Annotated in this window: 24 protein-coding genes; 17 read left to right on the top strand and 7 right to left on the bottom strand. The window is 63.2% G+C overall.

Features of this window, described 5'->3' with window-relative positions:
• Positions 1 to 460 precede the first annotated feature (460 nt).
• Positions 461 to 802 carry a PilZ domain-containing protein gene (locus ACJRW5_RS21685; protein ID WP_484572556.1) on the top strand — a complete coding sequence of 114 codons (342 nt, stop codon included), beginning with the start codon at positions 461 to 463 and terminating at the stop codon, positions 800 to 802.
• A gap of 111 nt (positions 803 to 913) precedes the next feature.
• Here the strand turns inward: ACJRW5_RS21685 and flhA are convergent, their stop codons facing one another.
• The 7 genes from flhA to ACJRW5_RS21650 are packed head-to-tail and all read right to left on the bottom strand — an operon-like array spanning position 914 to position 7,182.
• Positions 914 to 3,010: a flagellar biosynthesis protein FlhA gene (flhA, locus tag ACJRW5_RS21680; protein ID WP_484572555.1), complete on the bottom strand. Its 2,097-nt coding sequence runs from the start codon at positions 3,008 to 3,010 to the stop codon at positions 914 to 916.
• Positions 3,011 to 3,013: 3 nt separating this feature from the next.
• On the bottom strand, positions 3,014 to 4,147 hold the full coding sequence (gene flhB / locus ACJRW5_RS21675) for a flagellar biosynthesis protein FlhB (protein ID WP_484572554.1): 1,134 nt from the start codon (positions 4,145 to 4,147) through the stop codon (positions 3,014 to 3,016).
• Positions 4,140 to 4,934, bottom strand: a complete 795-nt coding sequence (fliR, locus tag ACJRW5_RS21670) for a flagellar biosynthetic protein FliR (protein ID WP_484572553.1) — start codon at positions 4,932 to 4,934, stop codon at positions 4,140 to 4,142. Before fliR ends, flhB begins: the two co-directional genes overlap by 8 nt.
• A gap of 3 nt (positions 4,935 to 4,937) precedes the next feature.
• On the bottom strand, positions 4,938 to 5,210 hold the full coding sequence (locus ACJRW5_RS21665) for a flagellar biosynthetic protein FliQ (RefSeq protein ID WP_037051071.1): 273 nt from the start codon (positions 5,208 to 5,210) through the stop codon (positions 4,938 to 4,940).
• Positions 5,211 to 5,222: 12 nt separating this feature from the next.
• The gene (gene fliP, locus ACJRW5_RS21660) at positions 5,223 to 5,975 is read right to left on the bottom strand and encodes a flagellar type III secretion system pore protein FliP (RefSeq protein ID WP_484572560.1); all 753 of its coding nucleotides are present in this window, start codon (positions 5,973 to 5,975) and stop codon (positions 5,223 to 5,225) included.
• The gene (gene fliN / locus ACJRW5_RS21655; RefSeq protein WP_484572552.1) at positions 5,975 to 6,346 is read right to left on the bottom strand and encodes a flagellar motor switch protein FliN; all 372 of its coding nucleotides are present in this window, start codon (positions 6,344 to 6,346) and stop codon (positions 5,975 to 5,977) included. The genes fliP and fliN overlap by 1 nt, the downstream gene beginning before the upstream one ends.
• The gene (locus ACJRW5_RS21650) at positions 6,343 to 7,182 is read right to left on the bottom strand and encodes a FliM/FliN family flagellar motor switch protein (protein WP_484572551.1); all 840 of its coding nucleotides are present in this window, start codon (positions 7,180 to 7,182) and stop codon (positions 6,343 to 6,345) included. Before ACJRW5_RS21650 ends, fliN begins: the two co-directional genes overlap by 4 nt.
• 477 nt (positions 7,183 to 7,659) lie before the next feature.
• Here ACJRW5_RS21650 and ACJRW5_RS21645 point away from each other — a divergent pair, with 477 nt between their 5' ends.
• The 16 genes from ACJRW5_RS21645 (at position 7,660) to ACJRW5_RS21570 (ending at position 22,657) form a co-directional block, all read left to right on the top strand.
• The gene (locus tag ACJRW5_RS21645) at positions 7,660 to 9,069 is read left to right on the top strand and encodes a sigma-54 interaction domain-containing protein (protein ID WP_484572550.1); all 1,410 of its coding nucleotides are present in this window, start codon (positions 7,660 to 7,662) and stop codon (positions 9,067 to 9,069) included.
• A gap of 12 nt (positions 9,070 to 9,081) precedes the next feature.
• The gene (gene fliE / locus ACJRW5_RS21640; RefSeq protein ID WP_484572549.1) at positions 9,082 to 9,417 is read left to right on the top strand and encodes a flagellar hook-basal body complex protein FliE; all 336 of its coding nucleotides are present in this window, start codon (positions 9,082 to 9,084) and stop codon (positions 9,415 to 9,417) included.
• Between the two features lie 20 nt (positions 9,418 to 9,437).
• Positions 9,438 to 11,117, top strand: coding sequence for a flagellar basal-body MS-ring/collar protein FliF (fliF, locus tag ACJRW5_RS21635; protein WP_484572548.1), 1,680 nt, complete (start codon positions 9,438 to 9,440; stop codon positions 11,115 to 11,117).
• Positions 11,092 to 12,156, top strand: a complete 1,065-nt coding sequence (locus tag ACJRW5_RS21630) for a FliG C-terminal domain-containing protein (protein WP_484572547.1) — start codon at positions 11,092 to 11,094, stop codon at positions 12,154 to 12,156. Before fliF ends, ACJRW5_RS21630 begins: the two co-directional genes overlap by 26 nt.
• A 1-nt stretch (position 12,157) precedes the next feature.
• Positions 12,158 to 12,850 (top strand): flagellar assembly protein FliH, encoded by a 693-nt coding sequence (gene fliH, locus ACJRW5_RS21625; RefSeq protein WP_484572546.1) that lies wholly within the window; start codon positions 12,158 to 12,160, stop codon positions 12,848 to 12,850.
• Between the two features lie 18 nt (positions 12,851 to 12,868).
• Positions 12,869 to 14,185 (top strand): flagellar protein export ATPase FliI, encoded by a 1,317-nt coding sequence (fliI, locus tag ACJRW5_RS21620; RefSeq protein ID WP_484572545.1) that lies wholly within the window; start codon positions 12,869 to 12,871, stop codon positions 14,183 to 14,185.
• Entirely contained in the window at positions 14,182 to 14,607 is a 426-nt protein-coding gene (locus ACJRW5_RS21615) for a flagellar FliJ family protein (protein WP_484572544.1), read from the top strand. The genes fliI and ACJRW5_RS21615 overlap by 4 nt, the downstream gene beginning before the upstream one ends.
• Positions 14,608 to 14,763: 156 nt before the next feature.
• A complete protein-coding gene (gene flgM, locus ACJRW5_RS21610) occupies positions 14,764 to 15,042 on the top strand; it encodes a flagellar biosynthesis anti-sigma factor FlgM (protein ID WP_484572543.1) in 279 nt (92 codons plus the stop codon).
• Positions 15,039 to 15,485: a flagellar export chaperone FlgN gene (gene flgN, locus ACJRW5_RS21605; protein ID WP_484572542.1), complete on the top strand. Its 447-nt coding sequence runs from the start codon at positions 15,039 to 15,041 to the stop codon at positions 15,483 to 15,485. Before flgM ends, flgN begins: the two co-directional genes overlap by 4 nt.
• 58 nt (positions 15,486 to 15,543) lie before the next feature.
• A complete protein-coding gene (locus tag ACJRW5_RS21600; RefSeq protein ID WP_484572541.1) occupies positions 15,544 to 16,110 on the top strand; it encodes a chorismate--pyruvate lyase family protein in 567 nt (188 codons plus the stop codon).
• Between the two features lie 145 nt (positions 16,111 to 16,255).
• Entirely contained in the window at positions 16,256 to 17,146 is an 891-nt protein-coding gene (gene ubiA / locus ACJRW5_RS21595; protein ID WP_484572540.1) for a 4-hydroxybenzoate octaprenyltransferase, read from the top strand.
• A 144-nt stretch (positions 17,147 to 17,290) separates the two neighbouring features.
• Positions 17,291 to 17,980 carry a phosphate regulon transcriptional regulator PhoB gene (gene phoB / locus ACJRW5_RS21590; RefSeq protein WP_484572539.1) on the top strand — a complete coding sequence of 230 codons (690 nt, stop codon included), beginning with the start codon at positions 17,291 to 17,293 and terminating at the stop codon, positions 17,978 to 17,980.
• Positions 17,981 to 18,019: 39 nt separating this feature from the next.
• Entirely contained in the window at positions 18,020 to 19,339 is a 1,320-nt protein-coding gene (gene phoR / locus ACJRW5_RS21585; RefSeq protein WP_484572538.1) for a phosphate regulon sensor histidine kinase PhoR, read from the top strand.
• A 62-nt stretch (positions 19,340 to 19,401) separates the two neighbouring features.
• Positions 19,402 to 20,742 carry a hemolysin family protein gene (locus ACJRW5_RS21580; RefSeq protein ID WP_484572537.1) on the top strand — a complete coding sequence of 447 codons (1,341 nt, stop codon included), beginning with the start codon at positions 19,402 to 19,404 and terminating at the stop codon, positions 20,740 to 20,742.
• A gap of 132 nt (positions 20,743 to 20,874) precedes the next feature.
• Positions 20,875 to 22,368 carry a succinyl-CoA:acetate CoA-transferase ScpC gene (gene scpC / locus ACJRW5_RS21575; RefSeq protein WP_484572536.1) on the top strand — a complete coding sequence of 498 codons (1,494 nt, stop codon included), beginning with the start codon at positions 20,875 to 20,877 and terminating at the stop codon, positions 22,366 to 22,368.
• Between the two features lie 121 nt (positions 22,369 to 22,489).
• Positions 22,490 to 22,657, top strand: a complete 168-nt coding sequence (locus tag ACJRW5_RS21570) for a rubredoxin (protein WP_268179792.1) — start codon at positions 22,490 to 22,492, stop codon at positions 22,655 to 22,657.
• The last annotated feature ends 130 nt before the right edge of the window (positions 22,658 to 22,787 follow it).

Raw genomic sequence — 22,787 nt, 5'->3', positions numbered from 1 at the left:
GAACGCCCAGTTTGCTAACGCAGACTGGGCGTTCTTCTATGTGAGCAAAAAAGGCGCGTGGCGGTGAGAGTCCCGGAGTGCCGGCCAGATCCTAGTCAAGCTCCTATACGAAACCCCAGATCGCCTAGCGGTCTGGGGTTTCTTCTTTGCGCTGGAGAAAGTGCGCGGACACGACAGAGACAAGCGTGCAAGCGTAGGGTGCGCCATGCGCACCGCTGATGACGCCGACATGCTGGTGCGCGCGGCGCACCCTACGGTGATCAGCTGACAGCTTCGCGGGCAGGGCTCGCTCCTACAGGTCATCAGCGCTCGCCTCAGATTTAACTATCTGCTCGCTATGGTCGTCTTGTCCTGATGAATCACAGGCCATCAATGCGCGACTTCCTTCTGAATGATCTCGATTGATAACTCCTGATCCTTGCGATCCAAGCAGACGTGGCGAGCACTAAGGCATTCTCCTATGCGTCAATCGAGTCGTATCACCTTCCGCTCCACCTTCCGCATCAAGATCAGTGATCGAGAAAGCGACACGCTGATCGGCTATGCGGGCGATGTTTCCGAGTGCGGGATGAAACTGTTGAGCGATACGCCGGTGGAGCCCGGAAGTGAGCTGAAGCTGCGTGTGCGCATGCGTGATCGTGAAGGAGAGATGCGCCAGGTGGATGTGAACATGATCTGCCAGTGGTCGCAGGAGAATACCCGCACGGGCTTCTTCGAAGCCGGGCTCGCTTTGCAGGGGGACTCGGCCGAGTACGTGCGGCTGATCGAGGGCATGCGCAAGGTGCGCAAGGAGAAGGCTTAGGTAGGCTGGGGCAGTGACGCAGCGTAAGGGCGATCTATTGCTGGAGTGATTTTCCTGGCTGGCTAGCGCGGCATGGTGGATGCGAGAGCTCATCCACCTTTGCAATCTTGATTAACCCAGCGTACCGAGAATATTGACGCCCACCCGGTCCGGAATCTCGTTCTGCGACAGCACATGCAGGCCAGGGCTGAAGACCCGCGCATAGCGCGCCAGCAGAGGGCGCAATTGTGGCATCACGGTAAGGATCGGCGGGTGGCCGTCCTTGCGCAGTTTCTCCTTTACCACCGGCATGGTGTTCTGCAGCTGGTTGAGCAGGCTGGGCTCGACCGGAATGTTGTCCAGGCTCACCGGGCCGGCCTGCTGGGCGATGGCCAGGGCGTTGAGCAGGGTGTTCTCCAGCGCGTTCTCGAGGATGAACACTGACAGTTCCTGGCGCTCGCCGGCGATCATGCCGACGATGCTGCGGCGTAGCGCATAGCGCACGTCGGAGGCGAGCAGCACCGGGTCTTTGGTCGATTCGCTGGCCTCCAGCAGGGTGGTGGCGATGGTGACGATGTCCTTGAGCGGCACCTGCTCCTGCAGCAACTGGCGATAGACGCGGTGCTGCTGGGTGTAGCTCAGCTGATTCTTCAGGCTGTCGGCCAGTTTAGGCGCCTGCACCTGCAGGCGCTGCATCAGGTGGTCGACATCATCGTGCTTGAATACATCCGGCAGGTGCTCGCGGATCACCTTGTTCAGGTGCGTGGCAATGACGCTGGCACAGTCGATCACCTGGTAGCCGAGGTTGAGTGCGCGGGCCTTGTCTTCCGGCTGAATCCACACCACCTGCATGCGGTAGGCCGGGTCGACACCCAGGATACCGTCGATCTCGCCATAGAGTTCCGGTGATGGAATAGCCATCATGCGGTCGGCGTGCAACTCGGCGCCGTCGATCTTCTCGCCGTTGATCTGGATGCTGTACTGCGAGGCCTTCAGGCGCAGGCTGTCGCGGATATGCACTTCCGGCAGAAGGAAGCCCAGGCTCTCCGAGAGCGTCTGACGTACACCGCGCACGCGCTGGGTCAGCGGTGCGCCGGCGGCCTCATTGACCAACCCCACCAGTTTGTAGCCCAGCGACACCGACAGGCGCTCGACCAGGGGAATATCTTCCCAGGCCATGTTCTGCGCGCGCTCCTGCTCCATGGCCTTGCCCAGTGCTTCCACCTGCTCCAGGCTGGCCGCTTCCTTGGGTGGGCCGTTGCGCGCCACCATCCAGGCGACGAAGGCGACCAGGGCGGCGAAGCTGATGAACGCCAGGTGCGGCATGCCTGGCACCAGGGCCAGGGTGAAGAGGATGCCGGCCACGGTGTAGAGCAGTGCCGGCTGGGCCAGCAACTGACGGTGTACCTGATCGGTGATTTCCGAGGATTCGTTGATACGGGTGACGATGATCGCCGCTGCGGTGGACAGCAGCAGCGCCGGGATCTGTGCGACCAGACCGTCACCGATGGTCAGTAGGGCGTATTGCTGGAAGGCCTGGCCAGCACTGAGGTCGTAGACGAACAGACCGATGGCGAAGCCGCCGAACAGGTTGATCAGCAGGATCAGGATGCCGGCGATGGCGTCGCCGCGGACGAACTTCGAGGCACCGTCCATGGCCCCGTAGAAGTCGGCTTCCTTGGCCACTTCCGAGCGGCGGCGCTTGGCCTCGTTCTGCTCGATCAGGCCGGCGTTGAGGTCGGCGTCGATGGCCATCTGCTTGCCGGGCAGCGCGTCCAGGGTGAAACGCGCGGTGACCTCGGAAATACGCTCGCCGCCCTTGGTGATGACGATGAAGTTGATGATCATCAGGATCACGAACACCACCAGGCCGACGATGAAGTTGCCACCGATCACCACCTCGCCGAACGACTCGATCACCTTGCCCGCCGCACCGGTACCGGTGTGACCCTCAAGCAGCACCACGCGGGTGGAGGCGACGTTCAGGCACAGACGCAGCAGGGTGGTGATCAGAATCACCGTGGGAAACAGGGAGAAGTCCAGCGGGCTCTTCGACGACACGCTGACCAGCAGCACCAGGATCGCCATGGCGATGTTGAAGGTGAACAGGGCATCGAGCAGCACCGGTGGCAGCGGCAGGATGACCATGGCCAGGATCGACAGGATCAGTAACGGGATGCCGATACGGCCGCTGCGGAAGGTGGGCGCGAGTTGCTGCAGTAGGTTCATGAATCAGCCCCTGTTGGCCAAGCTGTCGGGAATCGGAAGGTTGCTCGCCAGTTGTGGCTTGCTTCTGCGGCCCTGGCGCCAGGCCTTGAGCTGCAGGATGTAGGTCAGTACGTGGGCGACTGCGGTATACAGCGGCGCCGGAATCTGTTGATTGACCTGGGTGGTGAAGTAGATGGCGCGTGCCAGCGGCGGGATCTCCAGTACCTCCAGGGTGTGCTTGGCGGCCATCTGGCGCATGTACAGCGCGGTCTCATCGACCCCCTTGGCCAGCACGAAGGGCGCCTGGGCCTTCTTGCTGTCGTACTTGAGGGCGACGGCGTAGTGTGTCGGGTTGGTGATGATCACGTCGGCGTTCTTGATCACCTTGCTGATCTGCCGTTGCAGCATCTGCCGCTGCAACTGCTTGATGCGCGCCTTGACCTCCGGGCGGCCCTCCTGGTTCTTGTGCTCTTCCTTGCGCTCCTGCTTGGTCATGCGCATTTTCTTGAGGAAGAAGTAGCGCTGCAGCGGGATGTCGATGAAGGAGAACAGCACGAAGATCAGCATCAGGCACAGGGTCAGGTTGAACGTCAGGTTCAGTGCTGCCGAGATCGCTTCCAATACGCTGCTGCGCTGCAGGGCGATCAGCTCGGGCAGCGCCGCCCGCACCAGCATGTAGCCGACGCCGAGCAGCACCAGCACCTTGAGGATTGACTTGAGCAACTCGCTCCAGTTCTGCGCGGAGAAGATTCGCCCCAGGCCGGTGATGGGGTTGAGCTTGCTCAGCTTGGGCGCGAAGTTCTTCGCCGAGAACACCCAGCCGCCCGGCACCAATGACAACGCCACCACCAGCAGCGAGGTGAGCAGCAGCGGCGACAGCAGCTTGATGAACACCAGCAGGTTGTAGCCGAGCAGGGTGTCGAGGTCTTCCAGGCCGATCTCGCTGTGGCCGAACTGAATGTAGGAGAGGCGGAAGCTGTCGCTGAGGCCTTCCATGAACAGCCCGGCGCTGAACTTGAGGATGAACAGGGTGGCGATCAGCGAGATGGTGGTCGACAGGTCCTTGGAGCGCGCGACCTGGCCGTCTTCCTTGCTCTTCTTCAGTTTGTGCGCGGAGGCTTCTTCCGTTTTCTCCTGGCCGCTGTTTTGCTCAGACATCGCCGCCCTCGCGCAGGATCACGCCGATGCCGTTGAGCAGCTCGCGGGTCAGGTGCAGGTAGCTGTCCGGCAGATTCGGCAGGGTCAGGTAGATGCACAGCAGGCCCATCAGGATGCTGATGGGAAAGCCCAGGGAGAACAGGTTCATCGCCGGGGAGATGCGGTTGAGCAAGCCAAAGCAGAACTGCACCAGGGTCAGGCAGAACACCACCGGCAGTGTGACCAGTACGGCTGCCGCCAGCACCCAGGCGAAGGCCTGGATGAATTTTTCCGCGCCCAGATAATGCAGGCCGCTGCCCACCGGCCAGAACAGGAAACTCTGGTACAGCACGCTGACGGTGACCAGATGGCCGTCGATGGCGAAGAACAGCAACACCAGCAGGATGAAGTACAGCTGGTAGATGATCGAGGATGACGACACGCCGTTCACCGGGTCGTTGTAGCGCGCCATGCTCATGCCCATCTGCGTCGACACCACTTCGCCGACCAGCATGAAGATGGTGAACACCAGTTGCAGGGTCAGGCCGAGCAGGATGCCGAAGGTGATCTGCTCCAGGGCGGTGAGCAGGCCTTTCAACGACAGTGGGTCGATCTGCGGCATGTCCGGCAGGGCGGCGCCAAGCGCGACGGTCAGGGCCAGGGCCAGGAGGATGCGCACACGCACCGATACCGCCTTGTGATTGAACAGCGGCGCCATGCTGAACAGGGCGACGATGCGGCAGAACGGCCACCAGTAGGCCTGCAAGCTGTTCAGGTACTGGCTGACATGCAGCACGGGCTCGGACATGTTTCAGCCCACCAGATGACCGGCCTGCTTGAAGGTTTCGATGAACAGATCCCCCAGCGTGCGCAGAATCCAGTGGCCGGCGAACACCAGCATGGCGAGGGTGATCAGCAGGCGCGGCAGGAAGCTGAGCATCTGTTCGTTGATCTGCGTAGCGGCCTGGAAAATGCTCACCAGCAGGCCGCCGAGCAGGCTCGGCACCACCAGCACGCAGACGATCAGGCCGGTGATGTAGACAGCGTGGGCCACCAGTTCGGCGGCGTGTTCGGGCGTGAGCATCGCGCGGCCTCGCTAATACGGCTGAATACTGGTGGTGAGGGTGCCGACCAACAGCGTCCAGCCATCGACCAGGACGAACACCATGAGCTTGAACGGCAGCGAGATCATCATCGGCGAGAGCATCATCATGCCCATCGCCATGAGCACGCTGGCCACCACCAGGTCGATCACCAGGAACGGCACGAAGATCATGAAACCAAGCTGGAAGGCGGTCTTCAGTTCACTGAGGACGAAGGCCGGCAGCAGCAGGGAAAAGTCCAGCTGAGCCAGGTCCTCGGGCATTTCTTCGCCGGCCAGGGTGACCAGGGTTTCCAGCGAGTTCTTGCTGGTCTGCGCCAGCATGAACTGGCTGAGTATGCGCTTGCCTTCACCGAGGCCCTGTTCGAGGCTGATTTCGTCGGCTTCGAATGGCACGTAGGCCTCGCTGTACATCTCCTGCCAGACCGGGCGCATCACCAGCAGGGTCAGGCACAGGGCAATGCCAATCAGTACCGGATTGGGCGGGCTCTGCTGCAGGCCGATGGCTTGGCGCAGGATGGCCAGGACGATGATGAAGCGGGTGAAGCAGGTCATCATCATCAACATCGCCGGGAGGAAACCCAGCAGTGTCATGATCAGCAGGATCTGCAGTTTGACGCTCAGGGTCTGACCGTCTGCGGTGTCATTGAAGTTGAACAGGGTGATATCGCCACCGGCGGCTTGAGCCAGCAACGGGCAGCACAGGGCCGCCAGGAGCAGGCCGGATTGCAGCAGGCGGCGCAGCATCATACGCCCAGCCCGCTCAGGCCGCTGCCGGACAGCTCGACGATGCGCAGGCCGTAGTTGCCGTTCATCACTACCACCTCGGCCTTGGCGAACAGCGCGCCATTGACCTTCACGTCCAGCGGCTCGCCGGCCAGCTTGTCGAGGGCGATCACGCTGCCGGCGTCGACGTCCATCAGCTCCTTGAGGGTGATCTCGGTGGAAGCCACTTCCAGGGTGACGTTCACTGGAATCTTGCCGAAGAAGCTCAGGTCCTGCTGCGGCAGGCTGGCCGACGCCTCCACGGCTGCTGCGGCACTGGCCGGCTCGTCGAGGTTGAGCCCGGCGTCGTTGATCAGGCTATCGAAATCGTTATCGGAAATAGGGCTGCTCATGGGGTCTTCACGCTCTCAAGAGAAGTCAGGAACAAGGAGCCGTCGTCTTCGAAGATGGCGCCGCGGAACAGCTTCTGCTGGTTGATCTTTACGTCGCAGTGCTCCAGCAGGCGCATCGGCAGGATGTCGCCGGGGCGCAGGGCAAGCACTTGTGAAAGAGGCATCTGCAGGCTGGCGACCACGCAGTCCAGGCGCACCGGCAACTGACGGATCTGGTTCAGCGAGGTGCCGCTCTGGCTGGGCGATGCGGCAGGTGTCAGGCGGCTGGTCATCTCGTCGGCCAGCTGTGTATCGAGATAGATGAAGATCGACGACTGGCTGCCGGTGATGTGGCTGGTGAACTGAAACTGTGCCACGTACTCCCACACCGTCTCGTCATAGGTGTTGTCGTAGGGCTCGAGTTTGCCGAAGGTCTGGCCGGCGAGAATCGAGCGAGCGAACAGCTGCGACACATCCAGGCCCAGGCGCGTACGCATGCGTTGCTCCGAGGTGCTGACCGGTGGCGCTTCATGATTGGGCAGGCAGGTCCCGCCGTAATAGCACTCCAGCGCTTCGGTCAGCAGCGCGCGATCCATGGCGAAACCAACCTTGCCAAGGGGCGAGCGGTAGAGGCACTCGGCATCTCTGTCCACGTGTTCATGAACATCGACGCGCAGCAATTCCAGATTGATTCGATAGTTGCGCAGAAAATAGTCACTGATGATTCGCGGATATTTGGCGGAGAACTCGCGAATGTAGTGAGGAATCTTGTGGTAGTGCCGGCCAAGTTTCTGCGGTTTCAACCTGGGCAGACTGTCGGCGGGCACGCCATGAAGGACTTTTCTTATCCCGTTCATGTTGTGGGCTGTATTCCTGGTTGTAACTGCGAACGTGCTACCCGGTGATCGGGCATGCATGGCAGAGGACATTTTGATTTGCCGGCAGCCCTGGGTGCGAAACCCGGGGCATGGCGTCGAAATCATCCGGGCACAGCGCTGCAGGCCAGTGATGACGGGGAGGAGTCTATGCGGAGGGAGGGCGGGAAATTAAATCAATAGATATCAAATGCTGTTTTTGATAACGCCTTGCCAGCATTGACAGGAAATAACAGCAAGTAATTCGGCGATTTTTTGTGCGCTTGTTAACGTTCGCGCCGTGATCCGTCGCACCTATTTACAGCGCATCGCCAAGTGCCGCTGAGTTGACCGATAAGAGCGACGGAAAGTTTCCGAAGATTAAGGGGCCAAGTGAAAAAAATCTGTCATCTGGTTGGCAGTTTTGAACACGAGGTCGAACGCAGCCGCTGGGCATATAGAGACAACGGGTGATTTACCTTGAAGCATTCAACTCAAACGGTAAGTTACGCCTGCGACGAGCTGTTGGATGAGCAGTTGGGGCAGCAACATATAGTCGTGGTCGGCCAGGTCGATACGGCCAGCGAGCGTCTGTTGACTGGCGGCCTGCTGCGCCAGGGTTTCCGCGTGCGGCGTTTTGCCAACTGCCTGGAGCTCGATCCGCGCGCGTTGGAAAACGCCAGCCTGGTGCTGGTGTTCGTCAGTTGCCTGGCGGGCAATACGCTTTATGCACAGGTCGGTGCGATCCTGCGTCAGGCTGGGCGCGTCGGCGTGGTGCCGGTGGTGGAATACGCCGATCAGGAAAAGGCCGCGGCGCTGCTCGAACTGGGTTGCGTCGACTATCTGCTGGCGCCGTTCAGCGAGGCGCAACTCAGCGCGCTGCTGCGTCGTCAGGAATCGGCCAGTGCCGGCGAGGAAGCTTTTGTCTCCTGTTCACAGGCCGGGCGCCGTTTGTTGGCCATGGCGCAGCGCGTGGCGATGACCCGGGCGCCGATTCTCATCACTGGCGAGACTGGCACTGGCAAGGAGTTGATGGCGCGTTACATTCATCGCTTCTCGGCCGAGGACGACGCGCCCTTCATCGCCGTGAACTGTGCGGCGATTCCCGAGCAGATGCTCGAGTCCATTCTCTTCGGCCATGAAAAAGGTGCCTTTACCGGCGCAGTGAGTGCCCAGCCCGGCAAGTTCGAACTGGCCAACGGCGGCACGCTGTTGCTCGACGAGATCGGCGAGTTGCCGCTGGGCCTGCAGGCCAAGCTGTTGCGCGTGCTGCAGGAACAATGTGTCGAACGCCTCGGCGGGCGCCGGGAGATTGCCCTGGACGTGCGCATCATCGCGGCCACCAACCGCGATCTGCAGCAGGAAGTGGCAGAGGGGCGCTTCCGCGCCGACCTGATGTTCCGCCTCGATGTGCTGCCGCTGCACATCAGCCCGCTGCGCGAGCGCAAGGAAGATGTGCTGGCCCTGGCCCGCCGTTTTATCCGCCAGTACGCAGCGCAGGACGCTCGCCACGAACTGCTGACCGAAGATGCCTGCCGCGCGCTGCTGGCCCACGACTGGCCGGGCAACGTGCGCGAGCTGGAAAACTGCCTGCAGCGTGCGCTGATTCTGCGTAACGGCCTGTACATCCAGGCGCAGGACCTGGGCCTGAGTCTGCCGCCGAGCAGTACACCTGAGCCGGCACCGCGCCTGCAGCCACAGTCGCTAGAAGGCGGCAAGGCAGCGCTGCGCGCCAGTGGCAAGTGGGCCGAGTACCAGCATGTGATCGACACCATCCGCCGTTTCGGCGGGCACAAGACCAAGGCGGCCGCAAGCCTTGGCATGACCCCACGCGCACTGCGCTATCGCCTCAATGCCATGCGTGAGCAGGGCGTGCAGATTCCCGTCTAGGAGAAGCAAAGGATGAATTCGATCAGCCAGGTGCAGCAGGACCTGCTGGGCCGTATGGAACAGCTCAAGAACCTCAGCGAGGCGATGCCGGTCAAGCCAGCGCAGAGTTTCGCCGTGCAACCCGGAGAGCCTGGATTCGCTGCAGCCTTCGATGATGCGGTGCGCGCCGTGGATGCCCAGCAGCACCGCTCCGGTGAGTTGATGGCTGCGGTGGACAGCGGGCAGAGCGATGACCTGGTGGGGGCGATGATCGAGAGCCAGAAGGCCAGTGTCTCCTTCAGCGCGCTGATGCAGGTGCGCAACAAGCTGGCCAGTGCCTTCGACGACATCATGAAGCTGCCGCTTTGAGCGCAGCGGAGACCTGACGCGTGCTGCAGACCCTGAAAAGCAAGCTGCCCGAGACCGGGCTGAAACTCGACCCACGCATGACCCTGATCGGTCTTGCGGCGATCGCCGCGTTGCTGGCGGTTGGCGTGGTGTTCTATCTCTGGCGTGACCAGGGTTCCTTCCGCCCGCTGTATGGCAGCGGCGAGGCCTATCCGGCGGCCGAAGTGATGCAGGTGCTCGATGGTGATGCCATCAACTATCGCCTGCATCCGCAAAGTGGCCAGGTGCTGGTGCGCGAGGACCAACTGAGCCAGGCGCGCATGCTGCTGGCGGCCAAGGGTGTGCAGGTCAAGGTGCCGGCTGGCTACGAGCTGTTCGACAAGGACGAGCCGCTGGGCACCAGCCAGTTCGTCCAGGATGTGCGCCTCAAACGCAGCCTGGAGGGCGAGCTGTCGCGCACGGTGATGGCGCTCAAGGGCGTTGAAGGCGCGCGCGTACACCTGGCGTTGCAGGAAAACAGCTCCTTCGTGGTCGGCAAACGCGAGCCGGGCAAGGCTTCGGTGATGCTGCAGCTGGCGCCGGGCTACAAGTTGGCGCCGGCGCAGGTCAGTGCCATCGTCAACCTGGTCGCCGGCAGCGTGCCGCAACTGGAGGCGGGCAACGTGCAGGTGGTCGACCAGTACGGCGCGCTGCTGTCACGTGGCATCGACACCCTCGGCGGGCCGGTGCAGAACTGGCAGGTGGTCGACGATTACCAGAACAAGGCGGTGGCCAACGCCGAGGCGGTGCTGGCGCCGGTGCTCGGCGGCGGCAACTACCGCATCAGCGTGGCTGCCGACATCGATTTCAGCCAGAAGGAGGAGACCTTCCAGTCCTATGGCGAGACGCCGCGCCTGCGCAACGAAGTGCTGCGCGACGAAAGCGTGCTCGACCAACTGGCGCTGGGGGTACCGGGTTCGCTGGCCAATCGCCCGCCGCAACCGGCGCCCGAGCCGGCTGAAGGACAGCCTGCTGGCGAGGATGATGCGGCGAACAAGGCAGCGACCTCGCTGCGCAAGGAGTCCAATCGTCAGCTGGATTACGACCAGAGCGTCACCCACGTCAAACACGCGCCTTTCAGCCTGCGCCAGCAGAGCATCGCCGTGGTGCTGAATGCCGCCGTGGCGCCTGAGGGCGGCTGGACGCCCGAAGCGCGGGCGGAACTGGAAGCGATGGTCAAGAGTGCGGTGGGTTTCAACCAGGCGCGTGGCGATCTGCTGACCCTGAGCGTATTCCCCTTCACCGATGCCGGTCTGGCCGGGGCCGCTGGCGAGAGCCTGGCCTGGTGGCAGGACGCCAAGGTGCATGACCTGGCCAAACTCGGCGTGTTTGCCCTGATCAGCCTGTTGTTGCTGCTGATGGTGGTACGTCCGGCCGTGCGCAGTCTGAGTCAGCGCAGCGAAGCAGGTTTACCCGTAGCGGGCGATGGCGATGATCAGCTGGCGCTGCACGCCGAACGCGCCGCTGAGCGTCTGCTGGCCCGGGTTGGCGACGATGCGCCCGGCGCCACTGTGCTGGGCGAGCTGAGCCCCTTGTCGGAGATCCGTCTGCCGGCACCGGGTTCGGGCCTGGAGCTGCAGATCGAGCACCTGCAAATGCTGGCCAAGAACGATCCCGAGCGCGTCTCGGAAGTCATCAAACAATGGATAGGGCGCAATGACCGAGACCTCAACCCAGCCTGACGGCCGCGGTGGTTCCACCGCCAAGGAAATGCGCCTGCGTGTGCAGAAGCGCTCGCTGAGTTCCTCCGAGCAGGCCGCCATCCTCATGCTGAGCATGGGCGACGAAATTTCCGCCGGGGTGCTCAGGCACTTCTCCCGTGAGGAAATCGTCGCCATCAGCCAGGCCATGGCGCGCCTGTCCAACGTCAAGCAGCCGATGGTTTCCGACGTCATCGGCCGCTTCTTCGAGGACTACAAGGAGCAGAGCAGCATCAAGGGTGCCTCGCGTGGTTACCTCGACGGCATGCTCAGCAAGGCGCTGGGCAGCGAGATCACCCGTTCGCTGCTCGACAGCATCTACGGCGAAGAAATCCGCGCCAAGATGGCCAAGATGGAGTGGCTCGACCCCAAGCAGTTCGCCGCGCTGATCGCCAAGGAGCACGCGCAGATGCAGGCGGTGTTCCTCGCCTTCCTGCCGCCGGGCATGGCCAGCGAGGTGCTCGAGTGCATGCCGCGTGAGCGCCAGGACGAGCTGTTGTACCGCATCGCCAACCTCAGCGAGGTCAACAGCGATGTCATCGCCGAGCTGGAGCAACTGATCGACCGCAGCCTGGCGGTGCTCAGCACCCAGGGCTCGCAGGTACGCGGCATCAAGCAGGCGGCCGACATCATGAACCGCTTCAAGGGCGACCGTGGGCAGATGTTCGAGCTGTTGCGCGCCCATGACGATCAGCTGGTCGAGCGCATCGAGGATGAAATGTACGACTTCTTCATCCTCTCGCGGCAGAACCAGGACGTACTGCAGGCGCTGCTCGAGGCCGTGCCGCTGGAGGAATGGGTGGTGGCGCTCAAGGGTGCCGAGCCGGAGCTGGTGCGCGCCATTGCCGGCGCCATGCCCAAACGTCAGGCGCAGCAGATGGAATCGATCAATCGCCGCCAGGGTCCGGTGCCGTTGAGCCGTGTCGAGCAGGTGCGCAAGGACATCATGGCGGTGGTGCGCGAAATGTCGGCCAGTGGCGAGCTGCAGGTGCAGCTGTTCCGTGAACAGACGGTGGAATGAGATGACGGTCAAGGTGATCAACGGCGATGCCCGGCAGTGGCGCGCCTACCGCTTCCCACCGCGCAGCAGCCAACCGACCGAGGACTGGAGCGGCGATCCGGCCGGCCTGCAGCGGGCCATGGCCGATGGTTTCCAGCAGGGCATCGAGAAAGGCTATCAGGACGGCCTGCAACAAGGCGAGGAGGCCGGACGCCAGGCCGGTTACGCGCAGGGCCGCGATGAGGGGCTGCACGTCGGCCGCGAAGAGGGCCGCAGTGAAGGGCGCCGCGAATTCGAACTGGCGGCGCAGCCGCTGCAGGCCATCAGTGAGCAGGTCGAGCGCTACCTCGGCGAGCTGGAGCACAAGCGCCGCGAGGAGCTGCTGGAGCTGGTGAAGAAGGTCTCGCAACAGGTCATTCGTTGTGAGCTCACCCTGCATCCGACGCAGTTGCTGGCGCTGGTCGAGGAAGCGCTGGCCAGTATGCCGGGCGAGCCGGAAGACGTGCAGGTGCTGCTCAGCCCCGAGGAGTACGCGCGGATCAAGTCGGTGGCACCCGAGCGTGCGGCAGGCTGGAAACTGGTGGCCGACGAGCGCCTGGCCCTTGGCGAGTGCCGCGTGGTCACGCCGCAGGCCGAAGCGGACGTGGGTTGTCAGCAGCGGCTGGACGCCTGCATCGACACCCTGGCCGAACACCTGCACCTGACCGAAGCCTGACCGGGAGCCACTGCCAGCATGCTCGACTACAAACTCGACGAAGCCCTGCGCTCGCTCGACGGTGTGCAACTGGCCAAGGTCGCCGGGCGCCTGGTGCGGGTTTCCGGGCTGTTGCTGGAAAGCCTCGGCTGCCAGCGCAGCACGGGCCAGCGTTGCCGGGTCGAGCAGGCTGACGGCAGCCTGCTGGATGCTCAGGTGGTCGGTTTCAACCGCGATATCACCTATCTGATGCCGTTCAAGAAGCCGGTTGGTCTGGCGGCTGGCTCGCGGGTATTCCCGGCCAAGGACGAAGCCGTCCTGCATATCGACGAGTCCTGGCTCGGACGGGTGGTCAACGGCCTTGGCGAGCCGCTGGATGAGCGCGGCAAGCTCAATGGCCGCGATCCATTGCCGGTCGAACTGCCCACGGTCAATCCGCTCAAGCGGCGCCCGGTGGAGGCGGCGCTGGATGTCGGTGTGCGCGCCATCAACGGCCTGCTGACCCTGGGCAAAGGCCAGCGCGTCGGTCTGTTCGCCGGCTCCGGGGTGGGCAAGAGCGTGCTGTTGGGGATGATCACCCGGCAGACCAAGGCCGATGTGGTGGTGGTCGGGCTGATCGGCGAGCGCGGCCGTGAAGTGCAGGAGTTCATCCTGCATTCGCTCGGCGAAGAAGGTTTGCGCAAGGCCGTGGTGGTGGTGGCGCCGGCCAACGAATCGCCGCTGATGCGGCTGAAGGCCACCGAGCTGTGCCACAGCATCGCCGCCTATTTTCGTGACCAGGGCCAGGACGTGCTGCTGTTGGTCGACTCGCTGACCCGCTACGCCATGGCCCAGCGCGAGATCGCCCTGGCCCTGGGCGAGCCGCCGGCGACCAAGGGTTATCCGCCATCGGTGTTCGGCATGCTGCCGGAGCTGGTGGAGAGTGCCGGCAATGGCGAGAGCGGCAGTGGCAGCCTCAGCGCCATCTACACCGTGCTGGCCGAGGGCGACGATCATCAGGACCCGATCGTCGATTGCGCGCGGGCGATTCTCGACGGCCATATCGTGCTCTCAAGGCGCCTGGCCGATGTCGGCCATTACCCGGCCATCGACATTTCCGCGTCTGTCAGCCGCTGCATGAGTCAGGTCGGTGAGGCTGCGCATCTGGCTGCCGGCCGTCAGTTCAAGGAGTTCTACAGCACCTTCGAGAAGATCAAGGAGCTGATTCCGTTGGGCGGCTACACGCCGGGCATGGATGCCAAGACCGACCGCGCCGTACAGCTGGCGCCGAGCCTCGAGCGCTTCCTGCGTCAGGAGGTCGGCGTCGCCGCCGAGCTTGGCGCCAGCATTGCCACCTTGCAGAGCATCATCAAATGAAAGAACAGCTAGAGGTTCTCGGGCGACTGGCCAGCCTGCGTGGCAACAAGGTGCAGCAGATGCTCGGTCGGGTGAGTTATCAGCAGAACCTGTGCCAGCGCTACCGTAACAACATTACCGGGCTCAGCCGCCTATGCGGTTTCAGCGTGCCGATGACCACGCCGCTGCAGCGCGACAACCAGCAGCGCTACAAGGCCACGCTGTACAAGATGGTCGAGTTGCAGCGTCGCGAGCTGGCGCTGGCCGAGGAGAACCTGGCACGTATCCAGCGCGAGCTGCTGGCGGCGATGCGCAGCGAGAAGGTGATCAACCAGTTTATCGACAGCAAGATGGGCCAGTGGCACGAGCTGCTTGCCCGTCAGGAGCAGAAGATCCAGGATGGTCTGGCCGCGCAGGCCTGGTGGCGAGCCCAGGTGAGCTAAGAGGTAGGGTGCGCCGTGCGCACAGATACCCTGGCGCGAGTGTCAGCGGTGCGCATGGCTCACCCTGCGAAAGGTGGCAGATTTTCCCCATGGGATTTAAGTACCGGCCTGGGGCGGTCGCTTATTGGTCATAACACCACGAGTTGGATTCGAATCATGGAAATCAGCAGGCATCTCAAGCCCAGCCTCAATCTGCCTGGCGACACCCCCGCCAAGGTGCAGAGTGCCCAGCTGCAGCAGCAGGCCTCCACCCGCGCGAGCAGCAGCGAGGAACCGCGTCTGGAGCAGCTGCAGGCAGCTCTGCGCAGCCTGCCGGAGGTCGATCTGGACAAGGTGGCGCAGCTCAAGGCCGCTCTGGCCGGTGGCGAGCTGAGCAGCGACCCGGCGGCGCTGGCCAGCAGCATGCTGACCTATCACAGCGGTAGCGATGCGTGACCACTGCGCGTGAGCAGCAGCTGCTTCAGGTTGTCGAACAGGATCTGCAGCAGGACTGCGCCGACTACCTGGCCCTGCGTGGGCTGATGCAGGAGCTCTATCAGCAGCTGCTCAAGCGCGACAGCCGGCAGATCGACCTGCTCAACGAGCAGATCCTGCCATTGGTGGAGCAGGCCAAGGCGCGTGCACAACGCCGCAGCAAGGTGCTGGCTGCCTTCCAGCTGGGAGCAGGCAACAGTGCCATGAATAAGCTGCTGAGCCGTTACCCACAGACACAGCGCAATCATCTCTTGCTGACCTGGGAACAGCTCGGCCAACTGGCCGGCCAGTGCAAGCGCCTCAACGAGCGCAACGGCAAGTTGCTGGCCATGCATCACGAAATTCTCGAACAACTGCTCGGCGAACCCGGCGCCGGCCAGCTGTACGCACCGCAGCTCTACTGAGGCAGCCCAACTCGGCGTGCTAGACTCGCGCGCTCCTGTTTCATGGTGACTGCTCTCCGTGCCCCACACCGCCCTTGCCCATCCTCCTCGCTGGCTGACCAACGCTCAGTTGCATCCGCAGCCCTCCGCAGGCGTACGCGACTGGCTGTTCAACGAGGACTCGCTGACCCGTCGTCTGACCGCGCTGTCGCACGACGGCTTCTCGGTGACCCCTTTGCAGGAAGGCTGGCAGCGACTGCGTCATGATGAATGTGCCGCGCTCGGCGTGGCCGACGGCAGTCAGGGCTGGGTGCGCGAGGTCTATCTTCGCGGGCACGCTCAACCCTGGGTTTTCGCCCGCAGTGTCGCTGCCCGCAGCGTGCTCGAGGGTTCCGGACTGAACCTGGCCGAGCTGGGCAGTCGCTCGCTGGGTGAGTTGCTGTTCAGTGACCGCGCCTTCGATCGCGGTGAGTTGCAGGCCTGCCGTTACCCCGTCGTCTGGCTCCCGGAAGCGGTGCGTGAGGACGGTCTCTGGGCGCGCCGTTCCTGTTTCAGTCGCGGCGTGCTGGGGGTGCTGGTGGCCGAGGTGTTTCTGCCTGCATTCTGGCCGGCAGCGGGAGTGGAGGCTCAAGGAGGCAAAGCCTGAAGCGTTTCCAGCAACCTTCTGTGCGACGCTCCCCGACGTCCCAGGATCTGTAGCGGTGGATGAAAAAAGCGTCTACCTCGCGCCCTGATCCACCCTCCGCCGCCAACCCCCGTATAATCCGCGCACCTTGTACGGAGACGCCTCGATGTACACCCGCCTGCTGCAATCGACCACCCGCCTGCACCCGCGCGCCTGGGACTTCATCCAGCTGATGCGCCTGGAAAAGCCCATCGGCATCTACCTTCTGCTGTGGCCGACGCTGTGGGCGCTGTGGGTGGCGGCCGAGGGCGTGCCGAGTGTGAAGAACCTGTTCATCTTCGTCGCTGGCGTCATTCTGATGCGCGCTGCCGGCTGCGTGATCAACGACTACGCCGATCGCAACTTCGACGGCCACGTCAGCCGCACTAAGGCGCGTCCGCTGGCCAGCGGCAAGATCAAGCCACGCGAAGCGCTTGTGCTGTTCGCTGTGCTGGTGGTGCTGAGTTTCATACTGGTGCTGTTCACCAACGCCACCACCATCTGGCTGTCATTGGGTGGCCTGGCACTGGCCGCCTGCTACCCCTTCATGAAGCGCTACACCTTCTACCCGCAGGTGGTGCTCGGTGCTGCATTCTCCTGGGGCATGCCGATGGCCTTCACGGCTGAAACCGGCAACCTGCCGCCCGAGGCCTGGCTGCTGTACATCGCCAACCTGCTGTGGACGGTGGCCTACGACACCTATTACGCCATGGCCGACCGCGAGGACGATCTGAAGATCGGGGTGAAATCCACCGCCATCCTGTTCGGCGATGCCGACCGTCTGATCATTGCCAGCCTGCAGGGATTGGCGCTGCTCTGCCTGCTGTTGGCGGGCGCGCGCTTCGAGCTGGGCCTGTACTTCCATCTCGGCCTGCTGGCCGCCGCCGCCTGCTTCGCCTGGGAGTTTTACGTAACCCGCCGGCGTGAGCCGCTGGTGTGCTTCAAGGCTTTCCTGCACAACCACTGGGCGGGCCTGGCCATCTTTGTCGGGCTGGTGCTGGATTACGCTTTGCGCTGAGAGTCGGCCTGCGCTACTGCGCGGGTTGCAGGCCGGTGAACAAGTGCTCAGTGGTCGCATGCTGCCGCGCGCCTGTCATATCGCTGCAATAATTCCGTTATCTAATGCGGCGCAGACAGATGAACGAATAGAGGCTAAGGCCCCATGGTTGGCAAGAACATCCTGATCGTCGATGACGAAGCACCGATCCGCGAAATGATCGCGGTGGCCCTGGAGATGGCCGGTTACGAGTGTCTGGAGGCGGAGAATACCCAGCAGGCCCATGCCGTGATCGTCGACCGCAAGCCTGACCTGATCCTGCTCGACTGGATGCTGCCCGGTACCAGCGGTATCGAGTTGGCGCGCCGGCTAAAACGCGACGAGCTGACCAACGACATCCCGATCATCATGCTCACCGCCAAAGGCGAAGAGGACAACAAGATCCAGGGCCTGGAAGTCGGCGCCGACGACTACATCACCAAGCCGTTCTCGCCGCGTGAGCTGGTGGCGCGCCTCAAGGCCGTGCTGCGCCGTGCCGGCCCGAGTGACAGTGAGGCGCCGATCGAGGTCGGCGGCCTGCTGCTCGATCCGATCAGCCATCGCGTGACCATCGACGGCAAGCCGGCCGAGATGGGCCCGACCGAATACCGTTTGCTGCAGTTCTTCATGACCCATCAGGAGCGCGCCTACACCCGTGGCCAGCTGCTCGATCAGGTCTGGGGCGGCAACGTCTATGTCGAAGAGCGTACCGTCGACGTGCATATCCGTCGCCTGCGCAAGGCGCTCGGCGATGCTTACGAAAACCTGGTACAAACCGTGCGCGGGACTGGGTATCGTTTCTCTACCAAGGGTTAATCGCTGGCGCGAGGCTTTCGCGCCGGCCGCTCGACAAGGATGCGCTCCATCGTGAATCAAAACTGGCGTGGTGCCGTGGTGCGCCGGCTGTTGCTGCTGGTGGGCGCCTGCCTGCTGCTCGGTTTCCTCACCGGTGAATATGCCTGGGTGCTGGCCTGCGGCCTGGCGATTCACCTGGGCTGGACCCTCAGCCAGCTGCTGCGTCTGCACAAGTGGCTGCGTGAGCACAAACCCGACGAACCGCCGCCGGACGGCTACGGCCTGTGGGGCGAGGTATTCGACAGCATCTACCACCTGCAACGGCGCAACCAGAAGGCGCGTGGCCGCCTGCAGGCCGTGATCGACCGCGTGCAGGAGTCCACTGCGGCGCTCAAGGATGCGGTGATTATGCTCGACAGCCAGGGCAATCTGGAATGGTGGAACCGTGCGGCCGAGACCCTGCTGGGCCTGAAAACGCCGCAGGACAGCGGTCAGCAACTGGCCAATCTGGTGCGCGATCCGCGCTTCAAGGAGTATTTCGAGCGCGGCAACTATGCCGATGCGCTGGAGATTCCCTCGCCGGTCAATGACCGGCGGCGTCTGCAGTTTCATATCACCCGCTACGGCAATCGTGAGCATCTGCTGCTGGTGCGCGACGTCACCCGTCTCCACCAGCTGGAGCAGATGCGCAAGGACTTCGTCGCCAACGTCTCCCACGAACTGCGCACGCCGCTGACGGTGATCGCCGGTTATCTGGAGACCCTGCTGGACAACGTCGAGGCGGTCAATCCGCGCTGGCTGCGGGCGCTGCAGCAGATGCAGCAACAGGGCGCGCGCATGCAGACGCTGCTCAACGACCTGCTGCTGTTGGCCAAGCTGGAAGCCACCGACTACCCCTCGGACAACCAGCCGGTGGCGGTCGATCTGATGCTGCTGTCGATCAAGAACGACGCCCAGGCGCTGTCAGCGGACCAGCAGCACCGCATCAGCCTGGAAGCCGATCCGCACCTCAAGCTCAAGGGTAGCGAGGCGGAGCTGCGCAGCGCCTTCTCCAACCTGGTGTTCAATGCGGTGAAATACACGCCGGCTGGTGGTGATATCCGCATTCGCTGGTGGGGCGACGAGCACGGCGCGCACCTGGCGGTCAGTGACACCGGCATGGGCATCGACGCCAAGCACCTGCCGCGCCTGACTGAACGCTTCTACCGCGTCGACTCCAGCCGCGCCAGCAACACTGGCGGCACGGGGCTGGGGCTGGCGATCGTCAAGCACGTGCTGCTGCGTCATCGCGGCAATCTGCAGATCAGCAGCGAGCTGGGTGAAGGCAGTACCTTCACCTGCCACTTCGCTCAGGCCCAGGTGGTGCAGCGCGCCCGCTGAGTGCTTGCATTCGGCGCGGCGAGGCTCCACCCTCTAGCGGTCATTGGCCAATCCGAACCTTCATGGACCCCTCCACGAGTCTCTCCGCTTCAACCTACCTCGCCGATTTCGGCCTCATGCTGTTCGCCCTGTTTCTGGTTCTGCTCAACGGTTTCTTCGTCGCTGCGGAGTTCGCCATCGTCCGTCTGCGCGCCACCAAGGTCGACGCGTTGGCCGAAGCACATGGCTGGCGTGGGCATATCCTGCGTACCGTGCACAACCAGATGGACGCCTACCTGTCGGCCTGCCAGCTGGGCATCACCCTGGCATCGCTGGGGCTGGGCTGGGTCGGCGAGCCGGCTTTCGCCGAACTGCTCACGCCGCTGCTGGCGGCGCTTGGCATCGATTCGCCGGCGCTGATTCACGGCATCGCCTTCTTCACCGCGTTCGCCATCATTTCCTACCTGCATATCGTCATCGGCGAGCTGGCGCCCAAGTCCTGGGCAATCCGCAAGCCGGAGCTGCTGTCGTTGTGGACGGCCGCGCCGCTGTATGCCTTCTACTGGCTGATGTACCCGGCGATCTTCGTCCTCAACGCCAGCGCCAATGCCATCCTGCGTATCGCCGGACAGGGCGAGCCAGGGCCGCATCATGAGCACCATTACAGCCGTGAAGAGCTGAAACTGATCCTGCATTCCAGTCGCGCCAGTGCCGACAACGATCAGGATCTGCGCGTGCTGGCCTCGGCGGTCGAACTGGGCGAGCTGGAAGTGGTGGACTGGGCCAACTCGCGCGAGGATCTGGTCTATCTGGCACTCAACGCCAGCCTGGATGAGGTGTTCACCACCTTCCGCCGGCACAAGTACAGCCGTTACCCGATCTACGACGAGAACAAGGAAGAGTTCGTCGGTGTGCTGCACATCAAGGACCTGCTGCTGCAGTTGTCCTTGCTGGAGATGCTGCCCTCGGCACTCAAGCTCGGTGACATGATGCATCCGCTGGAGCGGGTCAGCCGGCACATGCCGCTGTCACAGCTGCTCGAGCAGTTCCGCCAGGGCGGCGCGCACTTCGCCCTGGTCGAGGAGGCGGACGGCAAGGTTATCGGCTACCTGACCATGGAGGACGTGCTGGAAGCGCTGGTCGGCGACATCCAGGACGAACACCGCAAGGCCGAACGCGGCATCCTCGCTTACCAGCCGGGCAAACTGCTGGTGCGTGGTGATACGCCGTTGGCCAAGGTCGAACGCCTGCTCGGTGTCGATCTCGACCATATCGAGGCCGAAACCCTGGCCGGCCTGATCTACGAGACGCTCAAGCGCATGCCCGAGGAAGAGGAAGTACTGGAGACCGATGGCCTGCGCATCATCGTCAAGAAGATGAAAGGGCCCAAGGTGGTGCTGGCCAAGGTGCTCAAGCTGGACTGAGCAGCGGTTTCGCAGTATCCGACGAAAGGCCCGTTCTAGAGGGTTCAATTCGACTTTCGTGGTAGAGGCGTGCGGCATCCTGGCCACTAGACTGCTCGCCCTCCGTGCTATCCCCGCCTGTCGAGGTTCCCGATGTATGCAGATCGTGTGCGCCAGCCTTCGCTGCTGGACAAGGTGATGACTGCGGCCGAGGCGGCCGCCCTGATCGAGGACGGTATGACCGTCGGCATGAGCGGCTTCACCCGCGCAGGCGAAGCCAAGGCAGTACCGCTGGCGCTGGCCGAGCGCGCCCGTCAGCAGCCGTTGAGCATCAGCCTGATGACCGGTGCCAGTCTCGGCAACGACCTGGACAAGCAACTGACCGAGGCCGGTGTGCTGGCCCGACGCATGCCGTTCCAGGTCGACTCCACGCTGCGCAAGGCGATCAACGACGGTCGGGTGATGTTCATCGATCAGCACCTCTCGGAAACCGTCGAGCAACTGCGCAACCACCAGTTGAAGAAGCCCGATATCGCGGTGATCGAAGCCGTGGCCATTACCGAGCAGGGACACATCGTGCCGACCACCTCGGTGGGCAACTCGGCCAGCTTCGCCATTTTCGCCGAGCGCGTCATCGTCGAGATCAACCTGGCGCACAATCCCAATCTGGAAGGCCTGCACGACGTCTACATCCCCAGCTATCGACCGACCCGCACGCCGATCCCGTTGACCCGTGTCGATGACCGTATCGGCGTCACGGCGATCCCGATCCCGGCAGAGAAGATCGTCGGGATCGTGATCAACGACCAGGCTGATTCGCCTTCCACCGTGCTGCCGCCGGACCACGAGACCCAGGCCATCGCTGATCATCTGATCGACTTCTTCAAGCGTGAGGTCGATGCCGGCCGCATGAGCAACAGCCTCGGCCCGCTGCAGGCCGGTATCGGTTCGATCGCCAATGCGGTGATGTGCGGGCTGATTCATTCGCCATTCGACAACCTGAGCATGTACTCGGAGGTGCTGCAGGACTCCACCTTCGACCTGTTCGACGCTGGCAAGCTGGCATTCGCCTCGGGCAGTTCGATCACCCTCTCGGCGCGGCGCAATGCCGATGTGTTCGGCAATCTCGAGCGCTACAAGGAGCGCCTGGTGCTGCGCCCGCAGGAGATCTCCAACCATCCGGAGGTGGTGCGTCGCCTGGGGATCATCGGTATCAACACGGCGCTGGAGTTCGACCTGTACGGCAACGTCAACTCCACTCACGTTGGCGGCACCAAGATGATGAACGGCATCGGCGGCAGCGGCGATTTTGCCCGCAACGCGCACCTGGCAATCTTCGTCACCAAGTCCATCGCCAAGGGCGGCGCGGTGTCCAGCGTGGTGCCGATGGTCAGCCATGTCGATCACAGCGAGCACGACGTCGACATCCTGGTCACCGAGCAGGGCCTGGCCGATTTGCGTGGCCTGGCACCACGCGAACGCGCCAGGGCGGTGATCGACAACTGCGTGCATCCGGACTTCCGTGGCGCGCTCAACGACTACTTCGAGCGCGCCTGCGAGCGTGGCGGGCACACCCCGCATATCCTGCGCGAAGCACTGCAATGGCACATCAATCTGGAAGAAACCGGGCGCATGCTGGCCAGTTGAGGCGACGGGGCACGCTGCGCCTCGATGGCCTATGCTCTGGCTTGCCCAACCTCCGGCTGGCTAGCCAGTCGCTGTGTGATCCAGTAGGGTGTGTCCGCCATCTCTCGAGGAGGCCTGCTCCATGCGCAAGTGGCAATGCATCGTCTGCGGCTTCATCTATGACGAAGCTCTGGGGCTGCCCGAGGAGGGCATTGCACCTGGCACGGCCTGGGAAGACGTACCGGCCGACTGGGTTTGCCCGGACTGCGGCGTGGGCAAGGTCGACTTCGAGATGATCGAGATCGTCTGAGAGAGCGTTTACGAATTGCCGCGCCATGCCTGCGCTTTGTGAACACCTTCTGAGTCCGGCCACCGTTTCCAGCGGTTTGTTAATGGTTCACGACGACGGCCGCCTGGCCGTCGTGTCGTTTTCGCAGCGA

This window comes from Pseudomonas pichavaramensis, assembly GCF_050473265.1.
In the GTDB taxonomy this organism is placed as follows: Bacteria; Pseudomonadota; Gammaproteobacteria; order Pseudomonadales; family Pseudomonadaceae; genus Aquipseudomonas.
This window is presented reverse-complemented; position numbering and strand designations above follow the sequence as displayed.

What these genes read in the sequence shown, in the direction of transcription:
- ACJRW5_RS21615 (WP_484572544.1), top strand. Translation starts at nt 14,182, where the DNA reads ATGAAAGAACAGCTAGAGGTTCTCGGGCGACTGGCCAGCCTGCGTGGC.
- fliE (WP_484572549.1), top strand. Translation starts at nt 9,082, where the DNA reads ATGAATTCGATCAGCCAGGTGCAGCAGGACCTGCTGGGCCGTATGGAA.
- fliI (WP_484572545.1), top strand. Translation starts at nt 12,869, where the DNA reads ATGCTCGACTACAAACTCGACGAAGCCCTGCGCTCGCTCGACGGTGTG.
- ACJRW5_RS21630 (WP_484572547.1), top strand. Translation starts at nt 11,092, where the DNA reads ATGACCGAGACCTCAACCCAGCCTGACGGCCGCGGTGGTTCCACCGCC.
- flgM (WP_484572543.1), top strand. Translation starts at nt 14,764, where the DNA reads ATGGAAATCAGCAGGCATCTCAAGCCCAGCCTCAATCTGCCTGGCGAC.
- fliH (WP_484572546.1), top strand. Translation starts at nt 12,158, where the DNA reads ATGACGGTCAAGGTGATCAACGGCGATGCCCGGCAGTGGCGCGCCTAC.
- ACJRW5_RS21665 (WP_037051071.1), bottom strand. Translation starts at nt 5,210, where the DNA reads ATGCTCACGCCCGAACACGCCGCCGAACTGGTGGCCCACGCTGTCTAC.
- ACJRW5_RS21570 (WP_268179792.1), top strand. Translation starts at nt 22,490, where the DNA reads ATGCGCAAGTGGCAATGCATCGTCTGCGGCTTCATCTATGACGAAGCT.
- phoR (WP_484572538.1), top strand. Translation starts at nt 18,020, where the DNA reads ATGCGCTCCATCGTGAATCAAAACTGGCGTGGTGCCGTGGTGCGCCGG.
- scpC (WP_484572536.1), top strand. Translation starts at nt 20,875, where the DNA reads ATGTATGCAGATCGTGTGCGCCAGCCTTCGCTGCTGGACAAGGTGATG.
- ubiA (WP_484572540.1), top strand. Translation starts at nt 16,256, where the DNA reads ATGTACACCCGCCTGCTGCAATCGACCACCCGCCTGCACCCGCGCGCC.
- ACJRW5_RS21580 (WP_484572537.1), top strand. Translation starts at nt 19,402, where the DNA reads ATGGACCCCTCCACGAGTCTCTCCGCTTCAACCTACCTCGCCGATTTC.
- ACJRW5_RS21650 (WP_484572551.1), bottom strand. Translation starts at nt 7,182, where the DNA reads ATGAACGGGATAAGAAAAGTCCTTCATGGCGTGCCCGCCGACAGTCTG.
- fliR (WP_484572553.1), bottom strand. Translation starts at nt 4,934, where the DNA reads ATGTCCGAGCCCGTGCTGCATGTCAGCCAGTACCTGAACAGCTTGCAG.
- flhA (WP_484572555.1), bottom strand. Translation starts at nt 3,010, where the DNA reads ATGAACCTACTGCAGCAACTCGCGCCCACCTTCCGCAGCGGCCGTATC.
- fliP (WP_484572560.1), bottom strand. Translation starts at nt 5,975, where the DNA reads ATGCTGCGCCGCCTGCTGCAATCCGGCCTGCTCCTGGCGGCCCTGTGC.
- flhB (WP_484572554.1), bottom strand. Translation starts at nt 4,147, where the DNA reads ATGTCTGAGCAAAACAGCGGCCAGGAGAAAACGGAAGAAGCCTCCGCG.
- phoB (WP_484572539.1), top strand. Translation starts at nt 17,291, where the DNA reads ATGGTTGGCAAGAACATCCTGATCGTCGATGACGAAGCACCGATCCGC.
- fliN (WP_484572552.1), bottom strand. Translation starts at nt 6,346, where the DNA reads ATGAGCAGCCCTATTTCCGATAACGATTTCGATAGCCTGATCAACGAC.
- ACJRW5_RS21685 (WP_484572556.1), top strand. Translation starts at nt 461, where the DNA reads ATGCGTCAATCGAGTCGTATCACCTTCCGCTCCACCTTCCGCATCAAG.